Origin of the sequence: Streptomyces glaucescens (assembly GCF_000761215.1) — a bacterium.
Taxonomy (GTDB): Bacteria; Actinomycetota; Actinomycetes; order Streptomycetales; family Streptomycetaceae; genus Streptomyces; species Streptomyces glaucescens_B.
Map to the genome: position 1 here is coordinate 616,369 of NZ_CP009438.1, position 24,684 is coordinate 641,052.

At 73.6% G+C, this 24,684-nt stretch carries 26 protein-coding genes; 14 read left to right on the top strand and 12 right to left on the bottom strand.

Annotated features, from left to right (window positions below; genetic code table 11):
- Positions 1-10: 10 nt before the first annotated feature.
- The 4 genes from SGLAU_RS02635 to SGLAU_RS02650 all read left to right on the top strand — a co-directional run bounded on the left by SGLAU_RS02635 (position 11) and on the right by SGLAU_RS02650 (position 4,717).
- On the top strand, positions 11-1,465 hold the full coding sequence (locus tag SGLAU_RS02635; protein ID WP_208868974.1) for an ATP-binding protein: 1,455 nt from the start codon (positions 11-13) through the stop codon (positions 1,463-1,465).
- Positions 1,462-1,815 carry a UBP-type zinc finger domain-containing protein gene (locus SGLAU_RS02640; RefSeq protein ID WP_043497978.1) on the top strand — a complete coding sequence of 118 codons (354 nt, stop codon included), beginning with the start codon at positions 1,462-1,464 and terminating at the stop codon, positions 1,813-1,815. The genes SGLAU_RS02635 and SGLAU_RS02640 overlap by 4 nt, the downstream gene beginning before the upstream one ends.
- A gap of 162 nt (positions 1,816-1,977) precedes the next feature.
- Positions 1,978-2,937, top strand: a complete 960-nt coding sequence (locus SGLAU_RS02645) for a threonine/serine dehydratase (protein WP_043497980.1) — start codon at positions 1,978-1,980, stop codon at positions 2,935-2,937.
- Positions 2,938-3,076: 139 nt separating this feature from the next.
- Positions 3,077-4,717: a protein kinase domain-containing protein gene (locus tag SGLAU_RS02650; protein ID WP_043497983.1), complete on the top strand. Its 1,641-nt coding sequence runs from the start codon at positions 3,077-3,079 to the stop codon at positions 4,715-4,717.
- On the opposite strand, the gene SGLAU_RS02655 is transcribed toward SGLAU_RS02650, so the two are convergent.
- Positions 4,709-6,181 carry a serine hydrolase domain-containing protein gene (locus SGLAU_RS02655; protein WP_043497986.1) on the bottom strand — a complete coding sequence of 491 codons (1,473 nt, stop codon included), beginning with the start codon at positions 6,179-6,181 and terminating at the stop codon, positions 4,709-4,711. The genes SGLAU_RS02650 and SGLAU_RS02655 overlap by 9 nt on opposite strands.
- 95 nt (positions 6,182-6,276) lie before the next feature.
- On the opposite strand from SGLAU_RS02655, the gene SGLAU_RS02660 reads away from it, so the two are divergent.
- Together SGLAU_RS02660 and SGLAU_RS02665 are read left to right on the top strand one after the other, a co-directional pair.
- A complete protein-coding gene (locus SGLAU_RS02660; RefSeq protein WP_043497989.1) occupies positions 6,277-7,248 on the top strand; it encodes an LLM class F420-dependent oxidoreductase in 972 nt (323 codons plus the stop codon).
- 131 nt (positions 7,249-7,379) lie between these two features.
- Positions 7,380-7,805 (top strand): SsgA family sporulation/cell division regulator, encoded by a 426-nt coding sequence (locus SGLAU_RS02665; protein ID WP_043497991.1) that lies wholly within the window; start codon positions 7,380-7,382, stop codon positions 7,803-7,805.
- Positions 7,806-7,906: 101 nt separating this feature from the next.
- On the opposite strand, the gene SGLAU_RS02670 is transcribed toward SGLAU_RS02665, so the two are convergent.
- The 3 genes from SGLAU_RS02670 to SGLAU_RS02680 all read right to left on the bottom strand — a co-directional run bounded on the left by SGLAU_RS02670 (position 7,907) and on the right by SGLAU_RS02680 (position 10,722).
- Complete coding sequence (locus SGLAU_RS02670; RefSeq protein ID WP_043497993.1) at positions 7,907-8,404, bottom strand: DUF6328 family protein; 498 nt, start codon at positions 8,402-8,404, stop codon at positions 7,907-7,909.
- A gap of 101 nt (positions 8,405-8,505) precedes the next feature.
- Positions 8,506-9,489, bottom strand: a complete 984-nt coding sequence (locus SGLAU_RS02675; RefSeq protein ID WP_043497996.1) for an aldo/keto reductase — start codon at positions 9,487-9,489, stop codon at positions 8,506-8,508.
- Positions 9,490-9,501: 12 nt separating this feature from the next.
- The gene (locus SGLAU_RS02680; RefSeq protein WP_043497999.1) at positions 9,502-10,722 is read right to left on the bottom strand and encodes an FAD-dependent monooxygenase; all 1,221 of its coding nucleotides are present in this window, start codon (positions 10,720-10,722) and stop codon (positions 9,502-9,504) included.
- A gap of 324 nt (positions 10,723-11,046) precedes the next feature.
- Here SGLAU_RS02680 and melC1 point away from each other — a divergent pair, with 324 nt between their 5' ends.
- The 3 genes from melC1 (at position 11,047) to SGLAU_RS02695 (ending at position 12,845) form a co-directional block, all read left to right on the top strand.
- A complete protein-coding gene (gene melC1, locus SGLAU_RS02685; RefSeq protein WP_043498005.1) occupies positions 11,047-11,451 on the top strand; it encodes an apotyrosinase chaperone MelC1 in 405 nt (134 codons plus the stop codon).
- A 31-nt stretch (positions 11,452-11,482) separates the two neighbouring features.
- Positions 11,483-12,307 (top strand): tyrosinase MelC2, encoded by an 825-nt coding sequence (gene melC2 / locus SGLAU_RS02690; protein WP_043498008.1) that lies wholly within the window; start codon positions 11,483-11,485, stop codon positions 12,305-12,307.
- 88 nt (positions 12,308-12,395) lie between these two features.
- A complete protein-coding gene (locus SGLAU_RS02695) occupies positions 12,396-12,845 on the top strand; it encodes an SRPBCC family protein (RefSeq protein WP_043498010.1) in 450 nt (149 codons plus the stop codon).
- A gap of 60 nt (positions 12,846-12,905) precedes the next feature.
- On the opposite strand, the gene SGLAU_RS02700 is transcribed toward SGLAU_RS02695, so the two are convergent.
- The 3 genes from SGLAU_RS02700 to SGLAU_RS02710 form a co-directional block, all read right to left on the bottom strand.
- The gene (locus tag SGLAU_RS02700; RefSeq protein ID WP_043498012.1) at positions 12,906-13,601 is read right to left on the bottom strand and encodes a ribonuclease H family protein; all 696 of its coding nucleotides are present in this window, start codon (positions 13,599-13,601) and stop codon (positions 12,906-12,908) included.
- 40 nt (positions 13,602-13,641) lie between these two features.
- Positions 13,642-14,448 carry a VOC family protein gene (locus tag SGLAU_RS02705; protein WP_043498014.1) on the bottom strand — a complete coding sequence of 269 codons (807 nt, stop codon included), beginning with the start codon at positions 14,446-14,448 and terminating at the stop codon, positions 13,642-13,644.
- 115 nt (positions 14,449-14,563) lie between these two features.
- A complete protein-coding gene (locus SGLAU_RS02710) occupies positions 14,564-15,046 on the bottom strand; it encodes a VOC family protein (RefSeq protein ID WP_043506191.1) in 483 nt (160 codons plus the stop codon).
- 186 nt (positions 15,047-15,232) lie between these two features.
- Here SGLAU_RS02710 and SGLAU_RS02715 point away from each other — a divergent pair, with 186 nt between their 5' ends.
- The 3 genes from SGLAU_RS02715 (at position 15,233) to SGLAU_RS02725 (ending at position 17,786) form a co-directional block, all read left to right on the top strand.
- A complete protein-coding gene (locus SGLAU_RS02715; RefSeq protein ID WP_043498016.1) occupies positions 15,233-16,441 on the top strand; it encodes an epoxide hydrolase family protein in 1,209 nt (402 codons plus the stop codon).
- Between the two features lie 101 nt (positions 16,442-16,542).
- On the top strand, positions 16,543-17,181 hold the full coding sequence (locus tag SGLAU_RS02720) for an ATP-dependent Clp protease proteolytic subunit (RefSeq protein ID WP_043498018.1): 639 nt from the start codon (positions 16,543-16,545) through the stop codon (positions 17,179-17,181).
- Between the two features lie 2 nt (positions 17,182-17,183).
- Entirely contained in the window at positions 17,184-17,786 is a 603-nt protein-coding gene (locus SGLAU_RS02725; protein ID WP_043498020.1) for a ClpP family protease, read from the top strand.
- Positions 17,787-17,807: 21 nt separating this feature from the next.
- Here the strand turns inward: SGLAU_RS02725 and SGLAU_RS02730 are convergent, their stop codons facing one another.
- Positions 17,808-18,245 (bottom strand): helix-turn-helix domain-containing protein, encoded by a 438-nt coding sequence (locus SGLAU_RS02730; protein ID WP_043498022.1) that lies wholly within the window; start codon positions 18,243-18,245, stop codon positions 17,808-17,810.
- Positions 18,246-18,633: 388 nt separating this feature from the next.
- On the opposite strand from SGLAU_RS02730, the gene SGLAU_RS02735 reads away from it, so the two are divergent.
- Positions 18,634-19,533, top strand: coding sequence for an RNA polymerase sigma factor SigF (locus tag SGLAU_RS02735; RefSeq protein ID WP_043498024.1), 900 nt, complete (start codon positions 18,634-18,636; stop codon positions 19,531-19,533).
- A 55-nt stretch (positions 19,534-19,588) separates the two neighbouring features.
- On the opposite strand, the gene SGLAU_RS02740 is transcribed toward SGLAU_RS02735, so the two are convergent.
- The gene (locus SGLAU_RS02740) at positions 19,589-20,044 is read right to left on the bottom strand and encodes an ATP-binding protein (RefSeq protein WP_043498026.1); all 456 of its coding nucleotides are present in this window, start codon (positions 20,042-20,044) and stop codon (positions 19,589-19,591) included.
- A 92-nt stretch (positions 20,045-20,136) separates the two neighbouring features.
- Positions 20,137-21,525: a DUF6777 domain-containing protein gene (locus SGLAU_RS02745; protein ID WP_208868875.1), complete on the bottom strand. Its 1,389-nt coding sequence runs from the start codon at positions 21,523-21,525 to the stop codon at positions 20,137-20,139.
- Positions 21,526-21,774: 249 nt separating this feature from the next.
- Between SGLAU_RS02745 and SGLAU_RS02750 the strand changes: the two genes are divergently transcribed.
- A complete protein-coding gene (locus SGLAU_RS02750; protein WP_412556260.1) occupies positions 21,775-22,992 on the top strand; it encodes a streptophobe family protein in 1,218 nt (405 codons plus the stop codon).
- Here SGLAU_RS02750 and SGLAU_RS02755 read toward each other — a convergent pair.
- Together SGLAU_RS02755 and SGLAU_RS02760 are read right to left on the bottom strand one after the other, a co-directional pair.
- Positions 22,989-24,023 carry a serine/threonine-protein kinase gene (locus SGLAU_RS02755; RefSeq protein WP_043498030.1) on the bottom strand — a complete coding sequence of 345 codons (1,035 nt, stop codon included), beginning with the start codon at positions 24,021-24,023 and terminating at the stop codon, positions 22,989-22,991. The genes SGLAU_RS02750 and SGLAU_RS02755 overlap by 4 nt on opposite strands.
- Positions 24,023-24,679: a hypothetical protein gene (locus SGLAU_RS02760; protein ID WP_078957564.1), complete on the bottom strand. Its 657-nt coding sequence runs from the start codon at positions 24,677-24,679 to the stop codon at positions 24,023-24,025. Before SGLAU_RS02760 ends, SGLAU_RS02755 begins: the two co-directional genes overlap by 1 nt.
- Positions 24,680-24,684: the final 5 nt, after the last annotated feature.

Sequence of the window (24,684 nt, forward strand, 5' to 3'; positions counted from 1 at the left end):
CGGCCGGCCGATGCCGTGCGACCCGCGGGAGATCAGCTCGCTGTTCCTGTTCGAGAAGCTCAGCCCGGAGCAGCTGGGGCGGCTGTGCGCCGAGGGCCGGGTGGAGCTGTTCGAGCCGGGTCCCGTCTACACCGAGGGGGAACCCGCCACCTGCTTCTACGTCATGATCGAGGGCACCGTCGTGCTGTCCCGGCGGGTCGGCGGCGACGACATCGAGGTCACCCGGACCTCGCAGCGCGGCGTGTACGCCGGCGCCATGCAGGCGTACCTCGGCGACCGGGTGCGGCAGGTCTACAACAACTCGATGCGGGTCACCGTGCCCAGCCGGTTCTTCGTGCTGCCCGCCGACACGTTCGCGAGCGTCATGCGGGAGTGGTTCCCGATGGCGGCCCACCTGCTGGAGGGGCTGTTCTTCGGGTCGAAGAACACCCAGCGGATGATCGGGCAGCGGGAGCGGCTGCTGGCGCTCGGTTCGCTGTCCGCCGGGCTCACCCACGAGCTGAACAACCCCGCGGCGGCGGCCGTGCGGGCCACCGAGGCGCTGCGCGAGCGGGTGGCGAAGATGCGGCACAAGCTGAGCGTGATCTCGGCGGGCCCCTATCCGCGTGAGGTGCTGGCGCATCTGATCGAGATACAGGAGCGCACCGCCGAGCGGGTGGGCAAGGCGCCCGCGCTGAGCCCGCTGGAGGCCGCCGACCGGGAGGACGCGGTCACCGACTGGCTGGACGACCACGGCATCCCGGACGGCTGGCGGCTGGCGCCCACCTTCGTGCAGGCCGGCCTCGACCTCGACTGGCTCGACCAGGTCGCGGCGGCCGTCGACGACCCGGTCCTGCCGGGCGCGATCGGCTGGCTCAACTACACGGTGGAGACCGAGCTGCTGATGGACGAGATCGCGGACGCGACCACCCGCATCTCGCACCTGGTCGACGCGGCGAAGCAGTACTCCCAGCTCGACCGGGCCCCGTACCGGATCGTGGACGTCCACGAACTCCTCGACAGCACACTGCTGATGCTGTCCGGGAAGATCGGCGAGCGGATCGAGGTCGTCAAGGAGTACGACCGCACGCTGCCGCCCGTCCCGGCGTACCCGGCGGAGCTGAACCAGGTGTGGACGAACCTGATCGACAACGCGGTGTCCGCCATCGGCAGCGCGGGCGGCGAGGGGACGCTGACGGTGCGCACCGCCCGCGACCACGACCGGCTGCTGGTGGAGTTCCGGGACACCGGTCCCGGGGTGGCGCCGGAGATCCGGGACCGGATCTTCGACCCGTTCTTCACCACCAAGCCGGTGGGCGAGGGCACCGGACTGGGCCTGGACATCTCCTGGCGGATCGTGGTGAACAAGCACCACGGCACCCTCCAGGTGGACTCGGCACCGGGCGACACCCGTTTCCAGGTGCTGCTCCCGCTCACCGCCACGGAGGACGAGACGACCCCCCGACCCCTGGAGGAGCCCGCATGACCGAGCGGAACGGGATCGACCCGGACGTGCCGCCGAGCGGCACCGGATGCGTGGAGTGCGAGGCCGCCGGCGGCTGGTGGTTCCATCTGCGGCGCTGCGCGCGCTGCGGGCACGTCGGCTGCTGCGACTCCTCCCCCGGCAAGCACGCCACGGCCCACTACCGGGCGACCGGGCACCCGCTGGTGCAGAGCTACGAGCCGGGCGAGGACTGGTTCTGGGACTACGCCGCCGACTCCCTGCACGACTCCGGCCCCGCGCTCGCCCCGCCGTCCAGCCACCCGGAGGACCAGCCCGCACCGGGCCCCGCGGGCCGGGTGCCCGAGGACTGGGCGAGGGTGCTGGGCGGCTAGGGGCGCCGCCGGACCGTCCCGGCGGCACGGTGTCCGCCACGCGCGCGGCGGCACTCGGCCTGCCGCTCACGGCGAAACCGTGTTGACCGCCGGTGCCCGCCGGGCGAGGGTCGGACCGGCGCGGCTCACCGGACCGCCGCGCCGGAAGGATGAGTGAGCTCCTTGATCGGCATCACGGACATCGAAGCCGCCGCCGCGCGGATCGCCGGCCATGTCGTCCGCACTCCCACCGTGCCGAGCCCCGGGCTGTCCGCCCTGCTGGGGGTGCCGGTCACCACGAAGCTGGAACTCCTCCAGCGCACCGGCTCGTTCAAGTCGCGCGGGGCGACGGCGAAGCTGCTGTCGCTCACCGGGGCGGAGCGGGCCGCCGGTGTGGTGGCGGTCAGCGGCGGCAATCACGGGATCGCGCTGGCGGTCATGGCCGCCGCCCTCGAGGTGAAGGCGACGGTGGTGATGCCGCGCTCGGCGCCCGAGCGTTCGGTGGCGCTCGCCCGCGACGCCGGTGCGGTGGTGCGGCTGACGGACGGGATGGCCGAGGCGTTCCGGCTGGTGGAGGTGTTGCGGGACGAGGGACTGACCCTTGTGCACCCGTTCGACGACCCGGTGGTGATCGCCGGGCAGGGCACCGTGGGACTGGAGCTGGCCGAGGACGCGGACGAGCTGACCGACGTCCTGGTCAGCATCGGCGGGGGCGGGCTGATCGCCGGGGTGGCGGCCGCGCTGCGCGCCCGCCGGCCGGGGGTGCGGATCTGGGGGGTGGAGACCGAGGGCGCCGAGGCGATGTCCGCGGCGCTGAGGGCCGGGGGCCCGGTGCCGGTGGAGCTGTCGTCGGTCGTGTCCACGCTCAGCGCGCCCTCGGTCTCCGCGCTGACGTACGAGCATGTGTCCGCGCTGGTCGACGAGGTGCTGGTGGTCCCGGACCGGGAGGCGGTGCGGGGCTGCCTGGAGCTGGCCGAGCACGCCAAGCTGTGGACGGAGCCGGCCGCCGGCTGTCTGCTGCCCGCGGCCCGGCGGGTGCTGGCGCGGGCGGGGGCCGGGGCGCGGGTCGGTCTGGTGGTGTGCGGGGGCAACGCGCCCACCGGTGACCTGCGGGACTGGGCGGAGCGTTCCGGGCTGGGGTGACCCGCCGCCGTGCGCCCCGGGAACTGACCGGACGTCAAGAATCGGTGCGGCGCCCGGATTACCCGTCCGCGCGTTGAACGCCCGCCGGCGCCGCCCCCGTACCACTGGCGAAGGGTGACGGCCGGGCGTTGTGCGAGGGATGACCATGGGCGAGGTGAGCGTCGGCGCGCGGGAGCCGGTGGCGGGGCGGTACCGGCTCCTCGACGTCGTCCACCGCGAGACCAACCGCGTCTGCTGGTACGGGGAGGACACCGAGGCGGGGCGGCCCTGTCTGGTGACCGGGGTCCGGCTGCCGGAGGCGGCGGACGACGGCGCGGCGCGCCGGGCCGCCGGCCGGGTGATGCGCGTCTCCGAGACGGTGGAGCGGCTGTGCCCCGGGCGGGTGGCACCCGTGCTGGACGCCTTGGTGGAGGGGGACGTGCTGTGGACCGTCACCGAGTGGACCGGCGGCACACCGCTCGGCGAACTCCTCGCCGAACGCGGGTCCTTCCACTACGTGCGGGCCGCCCGGATCGGCCTGGAGCTGCTGGACGTACTGGACGCGGCGCACGGTGCGGGCGTCACGCACGGCGAGCTGAGCCCCGGCCAGGTGCTCGTCCCCCAGCGGGGGCCGGTCCTCGTCACCGGGTTCGGCCTGGCGGGGGCGACCCCGGCCCCCCGGCTGACGGCACCCTCGTACGCCTCCCCCGAGCAGGCCCGTGACGAGCGCGTCAGCCCGGCCGCCGACCTGTGGGCGCTGGGCGCCGTCCTGTACGCCCTGGTCGAGGGCCGCCCGCCGTACCGCGAGCGGGACCGCCCGGAGGCCACCCTGCGGAGCGTGGACCGGCTGCCGCCGCGCGCCCCGGGCCGCGCCGGGCCGCTCGCCCAGGTCGTGCGCGGGCTGCTGCGCGAGGACTCCCGGGAGCGGCTGACCCGGCAGGTGGCCCGCGCGGCACTGCAGCGGGTGCTGCACGAGGACGTCGCGGCGGTACGGCCGGGCCCGCCGCCGCCCCGGGTGCGCCGTGCCTGCGCCGCCGTCCGCCACACCGGGCCCGGCTGGAGCGGACGGACCGTGGCGGCCGGAACGGCGCTCGCGCTGGCCCTGGTCACGGTGGCGGTGTTCGCCGCGGCGAGGGGCCTGCCGGACGGCGGCCCCGCCGCGGCCGGCGCCCCGTCCCGGCCGCCCTCGTCCGGTGGTCCGGCCACCGGCTCCCCGCAGACCGGCCCCTCCCCGGCCGCCCCGTCCGCGGCCGGCCCCGGGTCCGGCCGGACGGGCCCGGTCACCTCGCCGGACCCCGCCCCGGCGCGCCCGTCCGCGGCCGGCCCCACCGGTCTGCCGCGCGGCTTTCGCACCTACGCCGCCCCCGAGGGTTTCTCCGTGGCGCTGCCCGAGGACTGGCGTGCGCTGCGCACCACCCGGGTCCCCGGCCTGGCGTACCGCGTGGTGCTCGGCGCGGACGGTGACGAGCGGACCCTCACGGTGACCTACAGCGAGCGGATCGGCCCGGACCCGGTCGCCGTCTGGCGCGACGACGTGGAGCCGGGGCTGAAGGGCGCCGACGGCTACCGGCGGCTCGGCGCGATCCAAGCCACGACGTACCGGGGCCGCGAGGCCGCCGACATGGAGTGGGTGACCACGTCCGGGGGCACGCCGGTGCGCACCTTCGGACGCGGCTTCCTGATCGGCGGCGGCCGGGGCTACTCGCTGCGCTGGACGGCCCCGGCGGACACTTTCGGCGCCCCCGCCGGCCGGCGAGCGCTGGACACCGTCCTGCGCACCTTCCGCACCCCGTCAGGGTGACGGCGGGCGCGGCGCGCGCCGGGCGCGCAGCGGGCCGCCGTGCAGGGGCTGGGTGCTCCACCGGGCGGTGAAGGCGCGGTCCGGGAGCGAGCAGGTGAGCAGCAGGTGGTGCGGGGTCTCCAGGAACAGCAGGTCCAGGCCCAGGGTCGTGGCGTCCGTCCAGCCCCCGCTCACCGCCACCGGGACGGGGTCCTCGGTGACGGTCCAGCCGTCCCCGCCCAGGCGCAGCGGGAGGTCGTGCCCGTCGTCGGTGAGCGTCACCGTCCAGCCGCCCGGCTCGCCGCGCACGGTGACCGCCGACAGTCCGGGCTGGTCCGCGCAGCGGCCGCCGGCCGGGACGAACGCGGCGGCGGCCCAGTCGTCCGCCCGGCCGGGGGGCGCGCCCCGGCCGGGGGCGGGGGGCGCGCCCCGGCCGGGGGCGGGGGGCAGCGCGAGCCCCGCCAGCCGCTCCCGCAGGGCCCGCTCCGCCGCTTCGCGGCCGGTCAGCGGCGCGGGGCCGAAGGCGGGCAGCAGATGGGCCCAGACCAGGTTCAGCATCTCCTGCATCCGCTCGGTCTCGGCGGTCGTCACGATCACGGCGTCCTGCTCGGGCAGGACCAGGCAGAACTGGCCGTACGCCCCGTCGCCGCGGTAGCCGTGCCGGGACATCCAGAACTGGCAGCCGTAGCCCAGGTCCCAGTCCTCGCGCCCGGGGCCGCCCATGCCGCCCGCGGTGGCCACGTGGGGGCGGGTGGCCTCGGTGACCCAGTCCTCCGGCAGCAACCGCTCGCCCCGGGCGACGCCGCGGCGCAGGTACAGCTCGCCCAGCCGGGCGACGGCGTCGGTGGTGGTGTGCAGTCCGCTGAAGCCGAGTTCGCGGCCGGTGCGGTCGCTCAGCCAGGCGGCCTGCCCGATGCCGAGCGGGTCCAGCAGCCGCGGGCGCAGGTACGCGGTCAGCGGCCGGCCGGTGACCCGCTGGACGATGGCGGCGAGGGTGTAGGTGGTGGGCTGGTTGTAGGCGAAGACGGTGCCGGGGTCCCGCTCCGGCGGCAGCAGCAGGAAGCCCCGCACCAGTTCTTCCGGGTCGAGGGCGCGGGCGGCGTCGAGGGTCTCGCCGAGGTGGCCGCTGGACATCGTGGCGACGTGCCGGACCAGCATCGCGCGGCTGCGCGGGTCGGTGATGTCGGCGGCGAACTCGGGGAAGTAGGAGATCACCGGGGCGTCCAGGTCGATCAGTTTCCCGGCGGCGGCCAGCGCGGCGGCCGTCCCGGTGAAGCTCTTGCTCAGCGAGTACAGGAGCTGGAGGCGGTCGGGGGTGTAGGGGTTCCACCAGCCGGCGGTCACGACCTGTCCGTGGCGGAGGATCATCAGGCTGTGCGGCTCGATGTCGTCGGCCGAGTCGAGGGCGTCGAGGAAGGCCAGGATGCGGGCGGGGTCGACGCCTCGGGCGGCGGGCGTGCTCGTGGGAAGAGGGCGCGCACTCATGCGGTCATCCTTCCCGGTGACGGGCCGGCCGGGGAGGATTCCCGCCGGGTCGCGCGGCCCTGTTTTCACCGCTGGGAGCCGGGGACTCGGCTTTTATGGTGCAAATCGGATACACGATGATGACGGAGCAGGCCGGCCCCCGGGACCTGGTCGAGCACGTGGTGCGGGCCGAGGAGGCCGGCTTCGACTTCTCGGTGACCTCCGACCACTACTTCCCGTGGCTGCGCTCGCAGGGCCACTCCCCGTACGCGTGGAGCGTGCTGGGCGCCGCGGCGCAGGCGACGTCCCGCATCCCGCTCATGACGTACGTGACCTGCCCGACCTTCCGCTACCACCCGGCGGTGGTGGCCCAGAAGGCGGCGACCATGCAACTGCTGTCCGAGGGCCGGTTCCGGCTGGGCCTGGGTTCGGGCGAGAACCTGAACGAGCACGTGGTGGGTGGCGGCTGGCCCTCGGTGGACGTGCGGCACGAGATGCTGGAGGAGGCCGTCGGCATCATCCGGGCGCTGTTCGAGGGCGGGCACGTCACCCGGCACGGCCGGCACTTCGACGTGGAGTCGGCCCGGCTGTGGGATCTGCCCGACGCGCCGCCGCCCATCGGCATCGCCGTCTCCGGCGACCGGTCCTGCGCGCTGGCGGGCCGGCTGGCGGACCTGGTCATCGCGACGGAGCCCAAGCCGGGGCTGCTGGAGGCCTTCGACCGGCACGGCGGTACGGGCAAGCCGCGGGTGGGCCAGCTGCCGGTGTGCTACGACACCGACCGCGACAGGGCGGTCAAGCGGGCGCACGCCCAGTTCCGCTGGTTCGGCAGCGGCTGGAAGGTCAACTCCGAGCTGCCGCACCCCGACTCCTTCGAGTCGGCCACGCAGTTCGTCACCCCCGACGACGTGGCCGGGTCGATCCCGTGCGGTGACGACCCGGAGGCGTTCGTCGAGGCCGTGCGCCCGTACGCCGAGGCCGGTTTCACCGAGGTCGCGCTGGTGCAGATCGGCGGGGAGACGCAGACGGAGTTCCTGGACTGGTCGGCGAAGACCCTGCTGCCGGCGCTGCGCGAGGCGCTGGGCTGACCGGCGGGGCGGCGGGGCCGGCACGGTCCGCCGGTGCGGCTCCTGGGAGATTGATCACCCGGGAGCCGGACATCTTGTGCGTTGAGGGGGTACCAGAAGGCTCTGGAACCGTACTCCCCGGAGGCCTTCTGGTGAACTCCTTCGTGCACAGGACCCTGGTCATGCAACTCCAGGCCGGCACCGCCGACCGCTTCCCGGTCCTCGCCCACCTGGGCTACGACGCCGAGGACCCGTTCGCCGTCAGCGCTGTGTTCAGCCATGACGGCCGGGTGCTCGCCCGGTGGCGGCTGGACCGGGAGATGCTGGCCGACGGCCTGCGCGGTCCCGTCGGCGTGGGCGACGTCCGGATGCGCCCCGAGTCGACGGACCGGTGGGAGGAGCTGCGTCTGGACTTCTTCGGGGACCCGCGGTCCGACGGCGGCCACCATCACGCGGCCGTGTTCGCGTGGGCCCCGGCGATCGCGTCGTTCCTGGAGGAGACCTACGCGGTGGTGCCGCCCGGCCGGGAGCAGGTCCGCCTCGACGACTTCCTGGCCGAGGTCATAGCGGAGGGCTGAGGGGTCCACCGCCCCGCTGCCCCACTACCCCGCCGCTGCCCGCGGCAGCCGCCGCCCCGCTGCCCGCGCTCAGCCGGGCGCGCGACCGCCGCGGGGCGAGCTCAGCGGCTGGTGTGCCGGAAGCGCGTCCACATCGGTATCCCGAACCAGCAGACCAGGTACCACACCAGCACCCCCGTGACGAGGTACGGGACGTACGGGTCGTGGGTCGCCACGCGGAGGATCAGCAGCAGCGAGGCGGTCGTGGTGGCCAGCAGCAGGACCAGGCCCACGAGGGTCATCCGGGACGCCCAGTTCACCGCCTGCGGCTTGATGCGCCGCCCGGCGACGAGCCGGTGCAGCGAGACCGGGCTGATCAGGGCGCCGGTGGCGGCGGCGCCGAGGACGACGGTGACGATGTAGATCGTCTGGTCGGTGTCCGAGAGGCCGCGGTACGTCGGGGTGAACACGACGGTCAGCAGGAATCCGAAGAGGATCTGCACGCCCATCTGCGCGACGCGCACCTCCTGGATGAGCTCGACCCACATCCGGTCGGCTCTCTCCTCCTCCGTCTCGTTGCGCCCCCTGGGCCTCTTCTCACTGTCCCCTGCCGCCGTCACGACACTGCCTCCCCGGTGGAAACGAACCGATGTCCTTCCCCTCCGGGTTCCCCCTCGGCGGCAGAACTGTCCCCGCCGAGGGAGAAGCGGTCACGTGACCGTCACCAGCGGCCCTCGACCTGGTCCTTGATCCGCCGGTCGTAGAGGTCCCGGATCGCCTCCAGGGTGGTGTCCGGCAGCGGCGGCAGGGTCGCGGCCGCCGTGTTGGCGCGGGCCTGCTCGGGCGAGCGGGCGCCGGGGATGACCGTGGTCACGCCGGGCTGCTGGGCGATCCAGCGCAGCGCGAGCTGGGCCGGGGTGTATCCGTCGGGCGCGAGGGCGGCGAACTCCGCGGCGGCCTCGACGCCGGTGGCGAAGTCCACGCCGGAGAAGGTCTCCCCCTGGTCGAAGGACTCGCCGTGCCGGTTGTAGGTGCGGTGGTCGTTCTCCGGGAACACCGTGTCCTTGGTGTACTTGCCGGACAGCAGGCCGGAGGCGAGCGGCACCCGGGCGATGATGCCCACGCCGGCCTCCCGCGCGGCGGGGAGCACCTCGCGCAGCGGCTTCATGCGGAACGGGTTGAGGATGATCTGCACGCTGACCACGTTCGGGCGGGCGATGGCGGTCAGCGCCTCCTCGCAGGTCTCGACGCTGACGCCGTAGGCGGCGATCCGCTGCTCGGCGACGAGGGTGTCCAGGGCGTCGAACACCTCGCCGGACGAGTAGACGGGGGTCGGCGGGCAGTGCAGCTGGACGAGGTCCAGGCGGTCCACGCCGAGGTTGCGCCGGGACCGGTCGTTCCAGGCGCGGAAGTTGTCCAGGACGTAGTTCTCGGGGATCTGGTCGACGCGGCGGCCCATCTTGGTCGCGACGAGGACGCGCAGATCGGGCCGGCCGCGCAGGAACGCGGCGATGGTCTGCTCGCTGCGGCCGTCGCCGTACACGTCCGCGGTGTCGAAGAAGGTCACCCCGGACTCCGCCGCCGCCTCCAGCACCGCGAGGGCGTCCTTGTCGTCGACGTCGCCCCAGTCGGCGCCGAGCTGCCAGGTCCCGAGGCCGATGACCGACGCCTGCCGGCCCCATCTGTCGAATACGCGCTGTTCCATGGCGTCAGTGTGTCACCCGCGCCGGCCCGCCCCGGCACGGGCCTGCGCGGCGCGGGCGATCCTCGGTCCCAGCCAGCGCTTGGCCCGGCGCAGCGCCGTCAGCCGTCCGGCCGCCCGGTCGAGCCGGTGGTACAGCCGCGGCGGGAGGTGCGGCAGCAGGGGCGAGTGGCGCTGGCCGAGCAGGGCGAACATCTCCTCGGGCGGGAGCCGGAGGTAGCGGGGCAGGTTCTCGTACCACTGGGCGCTGTAGCGGGCGGCGCTCTGCGCGGGGAGCAGGGCAGCCTTGCGCTCCCGTTCGTAGCGGGCGAGGGCCTGCGGGACGGTGGGCAGTTCGCGCAGGGCGCCGGCCAGCGCGATGGCGTCCTCCAGGGCGAGGGTGGTGCCCGCGCCGATGGAGTAGTGGGTGGTGTGCGCGGCGTCGCCGACCAGCACGAGGTTCCCGCGGTACCAGGTGCGGTTGGTGAGGGTGCGGAAGGTCCGCCACGGGGTACCCCCGTCGGCCGGGGAGCGGCCGAGCAGCCGGTGGCCGTCCAGCGCGTCGGCGAACAGCTTCTCCAGCAGGATCAGTCCCTCGGCCTCGTCGGCGCGGTCCAGGCCGAGGCCGGTCAGGGTCTCGGGGGCGCATTCGACGACGCAGGTCCCGCGGTCGGGGCCGTAGCCGTAGCCGTAGCACCAGATCCAGCCGTGGTCGGTCTCGGTGAAGCCGAAGGTGAAGGCGTCGAACGCCTTGGTGGTGCCGAGCCATGCGTAGCAGTTGCGGCCGGCGGTCATCTCGGTGCCGAAGTGGCCGGCGTACCGGGTGCGCAGCGCGCTGCGGACGCCGTCGGCCGCCACCACCAGGTCGGCTTCGGGCAGGCGGTCGGCGGTGACCTCGTGCGCGTACTCCAGGCGGACGCCGAGGGATCGGGCCCGGTCGGCGAGGATCTCCAGCAGCCGGTGGCGGCCGATGCCGAAGCCCTGGTCGCCGGCGTGCCGGACGGTGCGGTCGCCGACGTGGGCGACCCCCTCGTTCCAGCGGACGGAGTGCTCGTCGAGGGCGCGCGCCGACTCGGGGTCGTGCAGGTGCAGCCGGTCGAGCAGCCCGCGCCAGTACGTCACGCCCCACCCGTAGGTGGAGCCCTCGGGGCCTCGCTCGTGGACGGTGATCTCGTGGGACGGGTCCTGGAGCTTCAGCAGGATCGACAGATACAGGCCGGCGGGCCCGCCGCCGACGCAGGCGACCTTCACACGCACCCCTGACAGTCACTCGGTCACTCTTCGCGGTCGATTGGCAACCCACAGTAGCAGCCACCCGGCGGGGGTTTGCGTCAGCTTCGCGGCGTGATCCGCGCCACTGCGGTCGGCCGGCCGGGGGAAGTTACCTCGCGGAACAGGGACCCCGCGCGAAGGAATTTCCCGTTCCGCCCTTCTCGGCCATCGCCTCCAGCAAGATCAACTTGGTTCAACACTGCACGACATGTGGGCAATTGTCCGGATCGGAGCCAACCGTTCGCGGGAGTGCCCCACGGGCCGGTAGGCATGCGGAGTCATCCACCCCCTTCACACCCGGAGGTCCGTATGCCCGAACTCAGCCGCCGTCGTGCGCTCGGCGCCGCAGCCGCCCTCGCCGCGGCAGCCGGCACCCAGGCGGTCGCCGCCCCCGCCGCCACCGCCGCCGGTCACCACCCGGGTCCGTCCACCGCCGCCACCGGTCACCACCCCGGCACGCCCGCCTCCTTCGACGAGGTCTACAAGGGCCGCCGGATACAGGGCCGGCCCGCCGCCGGGGGCCATCACCAGCACCACGGCGGCGGCTACGCGGTCCTCATCGACGGCGTGGAGCTGCACGTGATGCAGAACGCCGACGGCAGCTGGATCAGCGTCGTCAGCCACTACGACCCGGTCCCCACCCCGCGGGCCGCCGCCCGGGCGGCGGTCGACGAACTCCAGGGCGCGCGGCTGCTGCCGTTCCCCGCCAACTGACCCGCCCCGCGCCTCCTTGGAGCACTCGCACATGACCGTCCGGAAGAACCAGGCCACCCTGACCGCCGACGAGAAGCGGCGCTTCGTCGCCGCCGTCCTGGAACTCAAGCGCAGCGGCCGCTACGACGAGTTCGTCACCACCCACAACGCCTTCATCATCGGCGACACCGACGCGGGTGAGCGCACCGGCCACCGCTCGCCCTCGTTCCTGCCCTGGCACCGCAGATACCTGCTGGAGTTCGAGCGGGCCCTGCAGAGCGTGGACGCCTCGGTCGCCCTCCCCTACTGGGACTGGTCCGCCGACCGCACCGCACGGGCCTCGCTGTGGGCGCCCGACTTCCTCGGCGGCACCGGGCGCAGCCTGGACGGCCGGGTCATGGACGGACCGTTCGCCGCCTCGGCCGGCAACTGGCCGATCAACGTGCGCGTGGACGGGCGCGCGTACCTGCGGCGGTCGCTCGGCACCGCGGTGCGGGAACTGCCGACGCGGGCGGAGGTGGAGTCGGTGCTCGGCATGGCCACGTACGACACGGCCCCCTGGAACAGCGCCTCGGACGGCTTCCGCAACCACCTGGAGGGCTGGCGCGGCGTCAACCTGCACAACCGCGTCCACGTCTGGGTGGGCGGGCAGATGGCCACCGGGATGTCGCCCAACGACCCGGTGTTCTGGCTGCACCACGCCTACGTCGACAAGCTGTGGGCCGAGTGGCAGCGCCGCCACCCGGGATCCGGCTACCTCCCCGCCGCCGGGACGCCCGACGTGGTGGACCTGAACGACAGGATGAAGCCCTGGAACGACACCTCCCCGGCCGACCTTTTGGACCACACCGCCCACTACACCTTCGACACCGACTGACCCGGCCGGCCGTCGGCAGGCATCCTCCCGCAGGTCAGGGGTACCCGCGTCGCACCTGTCCGACGAACGACGAAGGAGTGACCGACGCATGTCGCAGGTCGAGGAATCCATCGAGGTCGCCGTCCCCGTGCACACCGCCTACAACCAGTGGACGCAGTTCGAGACGTTCCCCGCGTTCATGGACGGCGTGGAGCGCATCGAGCAGCGCACCGACACGCTCACCCACTGGGTGACGAAGGTCGACGGGGTCCGGCGGGAGTTCGACGCGGAGATCACCGAGCAGATCCCGGACGAGCGGGTCGCCTGGACGACCGTCGCCGGTGACGCCCGCCAGGCGGGCGTGGTGACGTTCCACCGCCTCGACGACGCCCGCACCAAGGTGATGCTGCAGATGGACTTCGAGCCGGACGGCGTCGCCGAGACCGTCGGCGACAAGCTGGGGTTCGTGAAGCGGCAGACCAAGGGCGACCTGGAGCGCTTCAAGAAGTACATCGAGGAGCGCGGGCAGGAGACCGGGGCCTGGCGCGGCCAGGTCTGAGCGCGCCGCGTCCCGCGCGGCCGGCCGGGGCCGCCGGTACGCCGCCCGGCCCGCCGCCGCTCAGCCGGCCGCGGCGGTGCGGCACTCCGGGTGGCCCCAGCCCTGGTCGTTCCTGGCGATCGGCTCGCCCGCGGCGTAGGACCGGCCGCACGGACAGCGACCGGGGAACTTCGCCTTGATCGTCCGCGAACCGCCGCCGCTCCTCCGGGCCGCCGGAGGGCGGCGGCGCGGTGTTCCGGCGGACGGGGCGTCCGGGGCGGGCGGCGGCTCCGGGGAGCCGAGGGCGCTGCCCGCCGGCTCCTGCCCGGAGGCCGCCTGGCTGGCGGCACGGTCGGCGAAGTCGTTGAGCGGGTCGCCGTCCACCTGGTGGGCGGGGACGTACCGGAACTCGACGGTGCGGCCGTCGAGCAGTTCGTCGATCCGCACGACCAGGTCCTGGTTGGCGACGGGCTTGCCGGCGGACGTCTTCCAGCCGTTGCGCTTCCACCCGGGCAGCCACGTGGTCACGGCCTTCATCGCGTACTGCGAGTCCATCCGGATCTCCAGCGGCACGGCCGGGTCGGTCGCCGCCAGCAGCCGCTCCAGGGCGGTCAGTTCGGCGACGTTGTTGGTGGCCCGGCCGAGCGGGCCCGCCTCCCACCGGACCGGCGTCTCCGTCTCGTCGGCGACGACCCAGGCCCAGCCCGCCGGTCCGGGGTTTCCCTTCGATGCCCCGTCGCACGCGGCCACCACTCGTTCACGCATGAGCCCGATCATGCCATGGACGGGCCGGGTTCCCGGTGAGGGGGACGGTGGCTCAGGAGACCTCGGTGGTCCCGGGCATCTCCCCTTCCGTCCTCGTGACGTCGATCACGGTGAAGTTCGCCCCCTGCGGATCGCTCAGCGCGGCGAACCGCCCGAACGGGCTGTCCATCGGGCCGAACCGCAGCACACCGCCGCGCCCGGTGGCCTTCGCCACGGCCTCGTCGCAGTCGGGGACGGCGAAGTAGACGTTGATGTACGGCGGGATCTCGGGCGGGAACTCCTCGGTCATCCTCATCCGGCCGAGCACCGGGGCGTCCCCGGCCTCGAAGATCCTGAAGTCCACCCCGTGGTCCTGCAGCTGCTTGGCCCGGTACGGGAAGACGGCCGGGAAGAAGGCGTCCGACTTCTCGGGCTCACGGGTGAAGACCTCCGCCCAGCAGAAGGCGCCGGGCGTGCCCGTCTCCGCCTGGAAGCCCTCGTGGGTGCCCGACTGCCACACGCCGAACGCGACCCCGCTCGGGTCGCGGGCCAGGCACATGGTGCCGAAGTCGGCGACCGCCATCGGCTCCACCAGCACCTCGCCGCCGTTGTGCCGGATCTTCTCTGCGGTGGCGGCGGCGTCCGGGGAGGCGAGGTAGAGACACCACTGCGACTGCCCCTCCCCCTCCTGGCCCGGCATGGGCGGGACGATGGCGGCGACCGCCTTGCCGTCGTGGTAGGCCTGCGTGTAGTTGCCGTACTCCGTCGCCGACTCGCCGAAGGTCCAGCCGAGGACGTCGCCGTAGAAGCTCTTGGCCCCTTCCAGGTCGGTGAACATCGCGTCGGCCCAGCAGGGATGTCCCTCAGGTTTCACGGCCATGATCGCGGCCCTCTTCCGGTTGGTGAAACGGTCCCTTCCTCACGCTAGCCACCCGGTCGCCGCCCCGCCCGCCGGCGGGCGGGGCCCCCGTCCTGCCCGGGTGGCGGCTGGGCGGTCACTCGCCGGCGTACGCCTTCTCCAGGGCGGCGAGGTCGAGCTTGCCCATCGTCAGCATGGCCGCCATCGCGCGCTGCGCCTTCGCCGGGTCCGGGTCGCCGACCATGTCGTCGAGCCGGCTCGCGGAGACCTGCCAGGACACGCCGTACTTGTCCTTGAGCCAGCCGCAGGGGCCGGGCTCGCCGCCGTTCTCGGTCAGCCTGGTCCAGTAGTAGTCGATCTCCTCCTGGTCGTCGCACTGGACGATGAAGGAGACCGCCTCGTTGAACGTGAAGTCCGGGCCGCCGTTGAGCGCCATGAACCGCTGCCCGTTAACCGTGAACTCGACGGTCATCACCGTGCCGGCCGGGCGGGGGGCGCCCTCGGGGTAGCGGGCGATCCTGTCGATGCTCGAGTTCTTGAAGATCGAGACGTAGTGGTGGGCGGCTTCCTCGGCCTCGGTGTCGAACCAGAGACACGTGGTGAATCCGTCGGTCGTCATGTCTGCCTCCTGGGCGTGGAACGCGGTCACCACTGTCGACCGCCGCCCCGGGCGAAACTCATCGGCCGGGCACGCACCGATTTCCGCGTCCTTCCGCCCGTCCGTGCGTCCAGCCCCGTCCGGCCGTTCCGACCCGTCCCGCGGGAGCCCGGCACGACCGGCGGGACACCCCCTAGCATCGCGGTCATGACCACATCACCGGGCACGGACGCCGTCCGCCCCTTCCGTCTCGCCGTCCCCGACGAGGCCCTCGCCGACCTGCACGACCGCCTCGACCGCACCCGCTGGCCCGACCAGCTCCCGGGAGTCGGGTGGGCGTACGGGGTGCCCGCGGACTACCTGCGCGAGCTGGTGCGGTACTGGCGGCACGACTACGACTGGCGGGCCGCCGAGGCCCGGCTCGCCGCGTGGCCGCAGTACACCACCACCATCGACGGGGCGAACGTCCACTTCGCGCACATCCGCTCCCCCGAGCCGGACGCCACGCCGCTGGTCATCACACATGGCTGGCCCGGTTCGATCGTCGAGTTCCTGGACGTCGTCGGCCCGTTGACCGACCCGGCCGCGTACGGCGGGGAATCGCAGGACGCGTTCCACGTCGTCGTGCCGAGCATCCCCGGGTTCGGCCTGTCCGGGCCGACGACGGAACCCGGCTGGGAAGCCGGGCGGATCGCCGACGCCTGGGCCGAGCTGATGCGCCGGCTCGGCTACGAACGGTTCGGCGCGCAGGGCGGAGACTGGGGCGCCGCCATCTCCCGCGAACTGGGCCGCGCCCACCCCGGCCGGGTCATCGGCGTCCATCTCAACCTGCTGCCGGGCGCTCAGGCGACCACGGAGCCCACCGCCGAGGAGCTGGCGGCCCTCGGTCCCGAGGAGCGGGAGCGCACACTGGCCTCCTGGCGCGGCTGGAGCGCCTGGTCGAGCGAGGGCACCGGCTACGCCGTGCTCCAGGCGACCCGGCCGCAGACCCTGGCCTACGCCCTGACCGACTCGCCGGTGGGTCAGCTCGCCTGGATCGTCGAGAAGTTCAAGGAGTGGACGGACTCCGGGGAACTGCCCGAGGAGGCCGTGGACCGGGACCGGCTGCTGACCAACGTGATGCTGTACTGGCTGACGGGGACGGCCGGGTCCGCCGCCCGCATCTACTACGAGCGGGCGCACGCCACCGGCCGTGCCGCCGCGCCCGCCGAACCGTCCACCGTGCCGACCGCCGTCGCCCTCTTCCCGGCCGAACTGCAGCTCCCGCTGCGGCACAAGGCCGACCGCACCGAGCACATCGTCCGCTGGACGGAGCTGGACCGGGGCGGGCACTTCGCCGCGCTGGAGGAGCCGGACCTCCTGGTGGCGGACGTGCGGGCGTTCTTCCGGCAGCTGCGGCAGGACGGCGCCGGCTGATCGCTTCGCCCTCGGCGAATTCGCGGCGGGCAGAGAAATCACCGGCCGGTGGCGTGCCCGGCCGACAGTGGAGTCACCGGTATCCACGACCAGGAGGTCAGATGACTCCGCACACGATGCCCGCCCCACGCGCGCAGGAGGGCGACACCCCGCCGACCCGGTTCGACGATCATCTCGCGGCACAGCTGCTCGGGCAGCGGATCGTTCTCCTGGGCACCCAGGTCGACGAGGTCTCCGCGAACCGGGTGTGCAGCCAGCTGCTGATCCTGTCCGCGGAGGACCCGCGGACCGACATCAGCCTGTTCGTGAACAGCCCCGGCGGGTCGGTGCACGCCGGGCTGGCCATCTACGACACCATGCGGCTGATCCCCAACGACGTCTCCACCCTGGCGATGGGATTCGCGGCCAGCATGGGGCAGTTCCTGCTCAGCGTCGGCGCGCCCGGCAAGCGGTACGCCCTGCCGAACGCCCGGATCATGATGCACCAGCCGTCCGCGGGCATCGGCGGCACCACCGCGGACATCGAGATCCAGGCGGACAACCTGGAGTTCACCAAGCGGACCATCGAGCGCATCACCGCGGAGCACACCGGGCAGAGCCCGGAGACCATCTCCCGGGACGGTGACCGCGACCGCTGGTTCACGGCCGAGGAGGCCAGGGAGTACGGGATGGTGGACCGGATCGTGGACTCCTTCGCGGAGATCCTGCCGGCCGCGACGCGACGACGGACGGGGCTGTAGTCATGAGCGGTTACACGATTCCGCACGTGGTCGAGCGGACTCCGCACGGCGAGCGGTCCTACGACGTGTTCAGCCGGCTGCTGTCGGAGCGGATCATCTTCCTCGGCACCGAGATCGACGACGGCGTCGCCAACGTCGTCATCGCGCAACTCCTCCATCTGGAGTCGGCGGCGCCGGAGAGCGAGATCTCGATCTATCTCAACTCGCCCGGCGGCTCGTACACCTCGCTGATGGCGATCTACGACACCATGACCTTCGTGAAGGCGCCGATCTCCACGTTCTGCGTGGGGCAGGCGGCGTCCACGGCGGCCGTGCTGCTGGCCGGCGGGGACCCCGGGCGGCGGTTCGTGCTGGACCACGCCCGGGTGCTGCTCGGCCAGCCCGCCAGCGGCGGACGCCAGGGCACGGTGTCCGACCTCGCCCTCCAGGCCAAGGAGATGGTGCGGATCCGGTCCCAGGTGGAGGAGGTGCTGGCCCGGCACACCGGCCACGACATCGCCACGCTGCGGGCCGACATGGACCGGGACAAGGTGTTCACCGCCCAGGAGGCGGTGGCGTACGGGCTGGCCGACGAGGTGCTGAGCCGGCGTCTCGCGACGGTCTGAGACGCCGGCCGGGCACCGGCCTCAGGCGGCCAGGCAGAGCCCGTCGTACGACGAGGTCGTGGTGGTGCGGCCACGGGGGGCGGGCCGGGAGGTGACCCTGACCAGCTCCCGCTGGGCCATCGTCAGCAGGTCGCCCAGGCCGAGGCCGAGCGCCCGGGCGGCGGCCGCGAGCACCTCCGAGGATGCCTCCTTGCGGCCCCGCTCCACCTCCGACAGGTACGGCATCGAGATCCGGGCCGCGTCGGCGACGTCCTTGAGCGTCCGCTCCTGCGCGAGCCGTTCGCGCCGCAGGACGTCGCCGACGAGGTCGCGCCACAGGGGTTCCTTGGGTGCGGCGCCGTGCGGGCGCGCCGGGCGCACGGGCGCGGGGGGCGGGGTCGCGGCGCCCGGGTGCGCGGGGCGCGCGGCCCGGGGGCGGAGCTGGATGACGCGGGCTGCGTTCGGCGGTTGGTCGGTCATCGCTTCAGCCTAGGAGCGGGCGGCCGGACCGGAAGGCCCCGGCGTTCCGCCCTCGGTGGAATGGGGCAAATCGCCGGCGGTGCATGCTACGGAATCCGGACAGGTCAGGACGGATCACGGAGGTTCGGTGAAGCGGCCCGTCCGGTGGCCGACTCCGCCGTGAACTGGGATGATGCGTCCGGTGGAGTCATGGCGGAGATCCGTCCGGACGGCAGACAGAACCTGGTACCGGCTGTTTTGCGCCATCTCGACACCGGTCGTGCATGCTCGGCCACACTCCGGGTACCCGCACGGGTGCGCTTCCGGCCCGGGGCGCACCAGGACCGCAGCAGCCGAGAGCCGTAGCGAAAGAGGCAGACGTCGCACCATGACTTCCGTGGGAGAGGCAATGGACACCGCCAGCGCCACCGCCCTGACCGGGCCTGAGGCGCCGGTCGTCGAGCAGAGCGAGCGGGCCGGCACCGGGTCCGGCCCGGTGCCGGCGGTCGTGGACCCGCGGGCGGTGGCGCCCCGCGACGCACGGGAGCTGTCGCGCCAGTTCTTCCACCGGCTGCAGGAGCTGGAGGAGGGCACCCGCGAGTACCAGTACGCGCGCAACACGCTCATCGAGATGAACATGTCGCTGGTGCGCTTCGCGGCCGGCCGGTTCCGCGGCCGCGGAGACGACATGGAGGACGTCGTCCAGACCGGCATGATCGGTCTGATCAAGGCCATCGACCGGTTCGACCTCAGCCGCGAGGTCGAGTTCACCTCGTTCGCGCTGCCGTACGTCGTGGGTGAGATCAAGCGGTTCTTCCGGGACACCACGTGGGCGGTGCACGTGCCGCGCCGGCTCCAGGAGCTGCGGGTGGAGCTGGCCAAGGCACGCGAGGAGCTGTCCAGCCGGCTGGACCGCGAGCCGACGGTCGCGGAGCTGGCCACCTTGATGAACATCTCCGAGAACGAGGTGGTCGAGGGCCAGATCGCGGCCAACGGCTACCACTCGGCGTCGCTGGACGCCGCCCTGACGGGTGACGGGCCCGAGGACGGCGAGGCGGTGCTGGCCGACTTCATCGGAGTCGAGGAGCACGGGCTGCGGCTCGTGGAGGACTTCCATTCGCTGGCCCCGCTGATGGCCGGGCTGGACGAGCGGGAGCGGCGGATCCTGCACCTGCGGTTCGTCGAGGAGGCCACCCAGGCCGAGATCGGCGAAGAGCTCGGCTGCTCGCAGATGCACGTGTCCCGGCTGCTCAAGCGGATCATCGTCCGGCTGCGCAAGGGCATGCTCGGCGAGCTGGACCGCATCTGAGGCCGGGAGCCTCTCGCTGTCGGGCCGCCGGCCCGCCCTGCCTCGGGCCGGCGGTTCACACTTCGCCGAGCGTCACCACGGCCCACACGCGCTTGCCGACCGGCACCCGCTCGACGGCGACCCGGGACGCGAGCGCGTGCACGATCTCCAGGCCGTGCCGGCCGATGCGCTCCGGATCGCGGGGGAAGCGCCGGGGCAGCGCGTCGCTGCTGTCGTAGACGGACACCGTGACCGTGCCGTCCGTGCCCTCCAGGTCGAGGATGTACGGTCCCTCGCTGTGCCGGTCCGCGTTGGTGACCAGCTCGCTGACCACGAGGAGCAGGCTCTCCCGGGTGCGCTCGGTGATCTCGGCGCACCATTCGGTCGCGAGCTGGTTCAGGAACTGCGCGGCGAACGCCCGCGCGTCCGCTATGCATCCGGGTTCCCCGGTGTAGTGCGCCGCCCGCCGCAACGGCTCCACGGGCACGTCGAAACCGGAGGGTGCGACCGTGCCGTCCCGGTGCTCGATCATGCGTTTCTCTCTCCCACGCCGGCCTGGCCGGATACTGCTGCACCAGTCCTCGTACCCAGAGCTCGGCGGAGCAGTCCACGGTGCAGTGGTCGTCACACCGAGGGCGCGGAGGCGGCCGGTCCGGGAACGCCGGGCGGGAGGGCGGCGGCAACGAGCCGGGCCGTCGGGGAGCTCTCGGGCGGCGACTCGGGCAGCGGTGTGGAGGTGACCGGCTCAGGGGGTGAGAGGTTCTCGGGCCCCGACGTGGAGGTGCCCTCCTCGGGAGTGGACGTGACCAGGCCGGGAGGGGAGGTCTGCTCGGCCGGGGTCGACGTGTCCTCCTCCGGCGTCGACGTGTCCTCGTCCGGCGTCGACGTCTCCTCGTCCGGGGTCGAGGTGTCCTCCTCCGGCGTCGACGTGTCCTCGTCCGGCGTCGACGTCTCCTCGTCCGGCGTCGACGTGTCCTCCTCCGGGGTGGACGTCTCCTCGTCCGGCGTCGACGTGTCCTCGTCGGGCGACGAGGTGTCCTCGTCCGGCGTGGACGTGCCGTCGTCCGGCGAGGGCGACACGACGGTGACGGACGGTGTGGGCATGGCCCTCGGCGGCCGGGTGGGCTCGTCGTTGTCGCCGTCGTCGCCGCGGGGGCGGGCCACCCACTGGCCGTTCTCGGAGTCGCGGAGCACGAAGGTGGTCACGACCTGCTGGGCGGGTTGCATCACGACGACGTTCGCGGGGCTGAAGGCCGGCCAGGTGTCTCCGGTGCGCCGGTAGCCGCTGTGCTGCTGCACCGGGTTGGTCAGCGGGTTCCCGCAGGCGCAGCGCACCCGTGGCATGCCCCGGTCGTTGACCAGCACCGCCGTGCCGGACTGGAGGATCGCCTGGTAGGGCTGGGCCTTGCCGTCGCGGTAGCCGTGGTTGGTGACGCGGGTGTCCCACTGGAGCTGGACGGGGGTGAGGCCGCGCAGGTAGCCGGGCACGTCGGACGGGGCGATCCCGAGGACGGACCCGAACGCCTTGTTCTTCGCCGGGTTCTCCCGCAGGTAGGAGATCTGCCGTTCGACGTCGCAGGCGGAGACCTTCTCGGTGCCGCCGTAGACCCCGGCCCGGCCGGCGTTCAGGCGCCGCACCTCGTTCGTCCCGACCGACTGCGTCGGCGACGGGGTCACCGGCCTCACGGCGCTCTTCCCGGCCGTCGACCGGGTGAAGGGGTCGGGACCCTCCTCGTCCGCGGCCACCAGGAAGACCTCACGGCCGCCACCGCCGCCGTCACCGCGGGTGACCAGGACCCCGACGGTCGCCAGCGCCGCCACCAGCACGGCTGCGGTCGCGACCCGGGGGACGGACTTCCACCACGGCCGGCCCGGTTCCGGCGGTGGTTCGTCGCCACCGGGCGTCGGGGCGGGGGGCGGCGGGGGCGGGCCGGAGGGGGGCTGCGCCCGGTCGGAGAGGGGGCCGGAGGGCGGCCTGGTGGGACGACCGGAGGCCGGTGGTTCGACGCTCACGAGCGTGCTCCTGTCGGACGGTGCCGGCGGCCCGGATGATACCGTTCAGCCGCATTTCGCGCCCCTGTGACTATTGTGTGCTCTGGGGTGGTACTGCCCGCAAGCGGACGCGGACGGGTCTCCCGGCGGGCGAGGTGGCCGGGCGCTGTTTAGCGTGGGCATGTGACCCCGCGAAACTCCGCCGGCCGGGCCGTCGCCCGCCACGGGTGGCTCCAGGCCCTCGCCGTGACCGTGGCCGGGGTGCTCTCCATGGGCGTCGTGGCCGCGCTGGGCCTGTGGGCGGCCGGGGCGACGGACCTCCCGGACGGCGCCTACGTGAAGGTGGTCCTGGCGACGGTCGTCACCGCGGTCGGCGGCAGTGTCGAGTTGTCGGGCGACGCCGGCGAACTCGCCGGTGCCGAGGGCGGTCTGACGGTGGTTCCGCTGTCCGTGACGCTGGTCGGCGCACTGGTGTTCGCCGCCGGTTTCCTGTGGCCGCTGCGTCACCGGGCCGTGGCCGGCGCCGGTGAACTGGCCGGCTGGGCAGCGCGGATCGCCGCGCTGTGGCTGCCGGTGCTGGTCGCGCTGGCCCTCACCGCCCGGCACACCTTCACCCTCTCCCTCGGCGACAGCGCGGTCAGCGATCTCGTCGGCCTCTTCGGTATCGAACCGGAGCTCGGCTTCACCACCGATGTGCCGTTGACCCTGGTCTTCGGGATGCTGTGGCTGGCCGGGGTGCTGGTGCTGGCCCTGCTGTGCTCGCGCGGGGCCCCGCTGCCGGGGCGGCTGCTGCGCTTCCAGGAGTCGGTGCGCCCGGCGGCGTACGCGATGGTCGTCCTGCTGCTGTCCTGCGTGGTCCTGGGTGTCGTCACCGGGCTGGTGGTGGCGGTGGCGCGCGGACACCGCGCGGAGACGCTGGCGGTGATCCTGCTCGGGACGCCCAACCTGGTGTGGCTCGCCTTCACCCTCGGGCTCGGCGCGACCTGGGACGGCCATGTCGAGGGGCCGTTCGGGCTGCCGATGCCGCAGGTACTGGACCAGGTGATGCGGTCCACCGACGTGAGCACCGTCAACCTGGGCACGCTCGCCGACCACGACGGCCGGGTGTGGTGGCTGCTGGCCGTCGACGCGGTGCTGCTGCTGGCGGCGGCCTTCGTGATGGCCGTCCGCTCGCCGGCCCGCGTCCACCTGTGGCAGCACGCGGCGCACCTGGCGGTGGCGCTCGCCCTCACGGTCCTGATGATCTGCCTGGTCGGCCGGATCTCCGCCGACTTCGGGCTGTCCGTGCTCGGCATCGGCGATCTGGGCGGCGGACTGTCCGGGGAACTGTTCCTGCGTCCCCGCGTCTGGGGTGCGCTGGGCCTCGCCCTGCTGTGGGGGCTGGTGACCGGTTTCCTCGGCGCCCTGCTCGCCCTGCGGGTGCGCCGCACCGGGGAGGTGGCGGAACAGCCCGCGGCCGGGTCCGCCCGGGGCGCGGGCTCCCCTTAGGGGGTGTCTCGCCGGTCGGGCCATGGCCCCGTCCGGAAGACCGGCTCGGCCCACCGCGGCGGGGCCTGCGGCCGCTCCCCCGCCTCGGGTACGGCGCTCTCGTCCGCCCAGGTCGCCGGGTGCCCGCCGGCCGCGGGTCCGGCCTGTGCGGGCCGTCCGCCGAGCGCCGCGCGCAGGGCCGTGACGAAGGCCATGCAGGAGTCGTGGCGGGCGTCGGGGCTCTTGGCGAGGGCGCGGGCGAACACACCGTCCACGCGCGGGGCGAGGTCGGGGCGGGACTCGGTGAGCGCGGGCGGGGTGTCGTGCTGGTGGGCCCAGAGCAGGGCCATGTCGTCGTCGCGCAGGAACGGCGGGCGGCCCGCCAGCGTCTCGTAGACGACGCACGCCAGGCCGTAGACGTCGCAGCGGCCGTCGACGGGCCGGCCGGAGATCTGTTCCGGGGCCACGTAGTCGAGGGTGCCGACGAACTGGCCGACGGTGGTGAACCCGGTCAGGGACAGGGACTTCTTGGTCAGCCCGAAGTCGGTCAGATAGGCGTGTTCGGGGTGCTCGCTGTCGGTGCCGCGGGCGATGAGGATGTTGCCGGGCTTGACGTCCCGGTGGACCAGTCCGTGGTCGTGGGCGGCGTCCAGCGCGGAGGCCACCTGCGTGCCGATCCGGACGGCGGTCCCGGCCGGCAGCGGGCCCTCCCGGTCCAGCAGGTGCCGCAGGTCACGGCCCTCCACGTAGCGCATGGCGATGTACAGCACGCCGTCGGTCTCACCCGCCTCGAAGACGGGCACGATGTGCGGGTGGTCGAGGGCGGCGGCCACCCGGGACTCGTGGGTGAACCGCTTGCGGAAGGTGTCGTTGCGGGCGAGTTCGGGGGCGAGCAGTTTCAGCGCGACGACGCGGTCCAGGCGCAGGTCGCGGGCCCGGTAGACGACGGCCATCCCGCCGCGCCCGATCTCGTCCTGGATGCGGTATCCGGCGACCTGCCGGCCCACCATCTCCGCCGACCGGCCGGCGAACGCGGCGGTGTCCCGCGCCATCACAGGTCATCCTCCGGGGACACCAGCCGGGTCGGCGCGTGTCCCGGGTCGGTGGCGTACCCCCGGTCCCGGCGGTACGGCTCGGCCGGTTCACTCTCCCGGTACCGCCCCCGCCGTTCCTCCCAGGGGTGCTCGGCCGTGCCGGGCTCCTCCCACGGGTGCTCGGCCGATCCCGGCTCCCCGTCGGCCGCGTAGGTGCTCAGCCCGGTCCCGTCGCTGTAGGACCAGCGCTCCCGCTCGGCGTCGTACAGCCACACCGACTCCCCGTCGACGACGACGCCGATCCGCAGGCCGCGGGTGCGCTCCCGGAACGACTCGCCGTCCAGGACGTCGTCGGCCAGCTCCTCCACGGCGGCCCGGTAGCGGGCGAGCGCCCGCTCGGCTCGCGTGAGCAGCGGACGGGGGTCGCCGTCGGGGGCGAGCCGGCGCCCGAGGGTGGGCGGGTCCTGCGGCACGGGGACCAGGCGCCGGCCGTCGGTCCAGGCGGACCAGCCGTTGGAGCACCGGATGCGGCCCCAGTCGCCGCGCCGCTCGACGAGCTGCACCGGCAGCAGCGGATCGAGGGGCACCGTGGGACGGTCGGGGGCCGGGGTCTCCCAGCTCGGCAGGCCGTGCCGGGGGACGACGTGGGTGGGCCGGAAGCCGCGGGCCGTCATGGTGA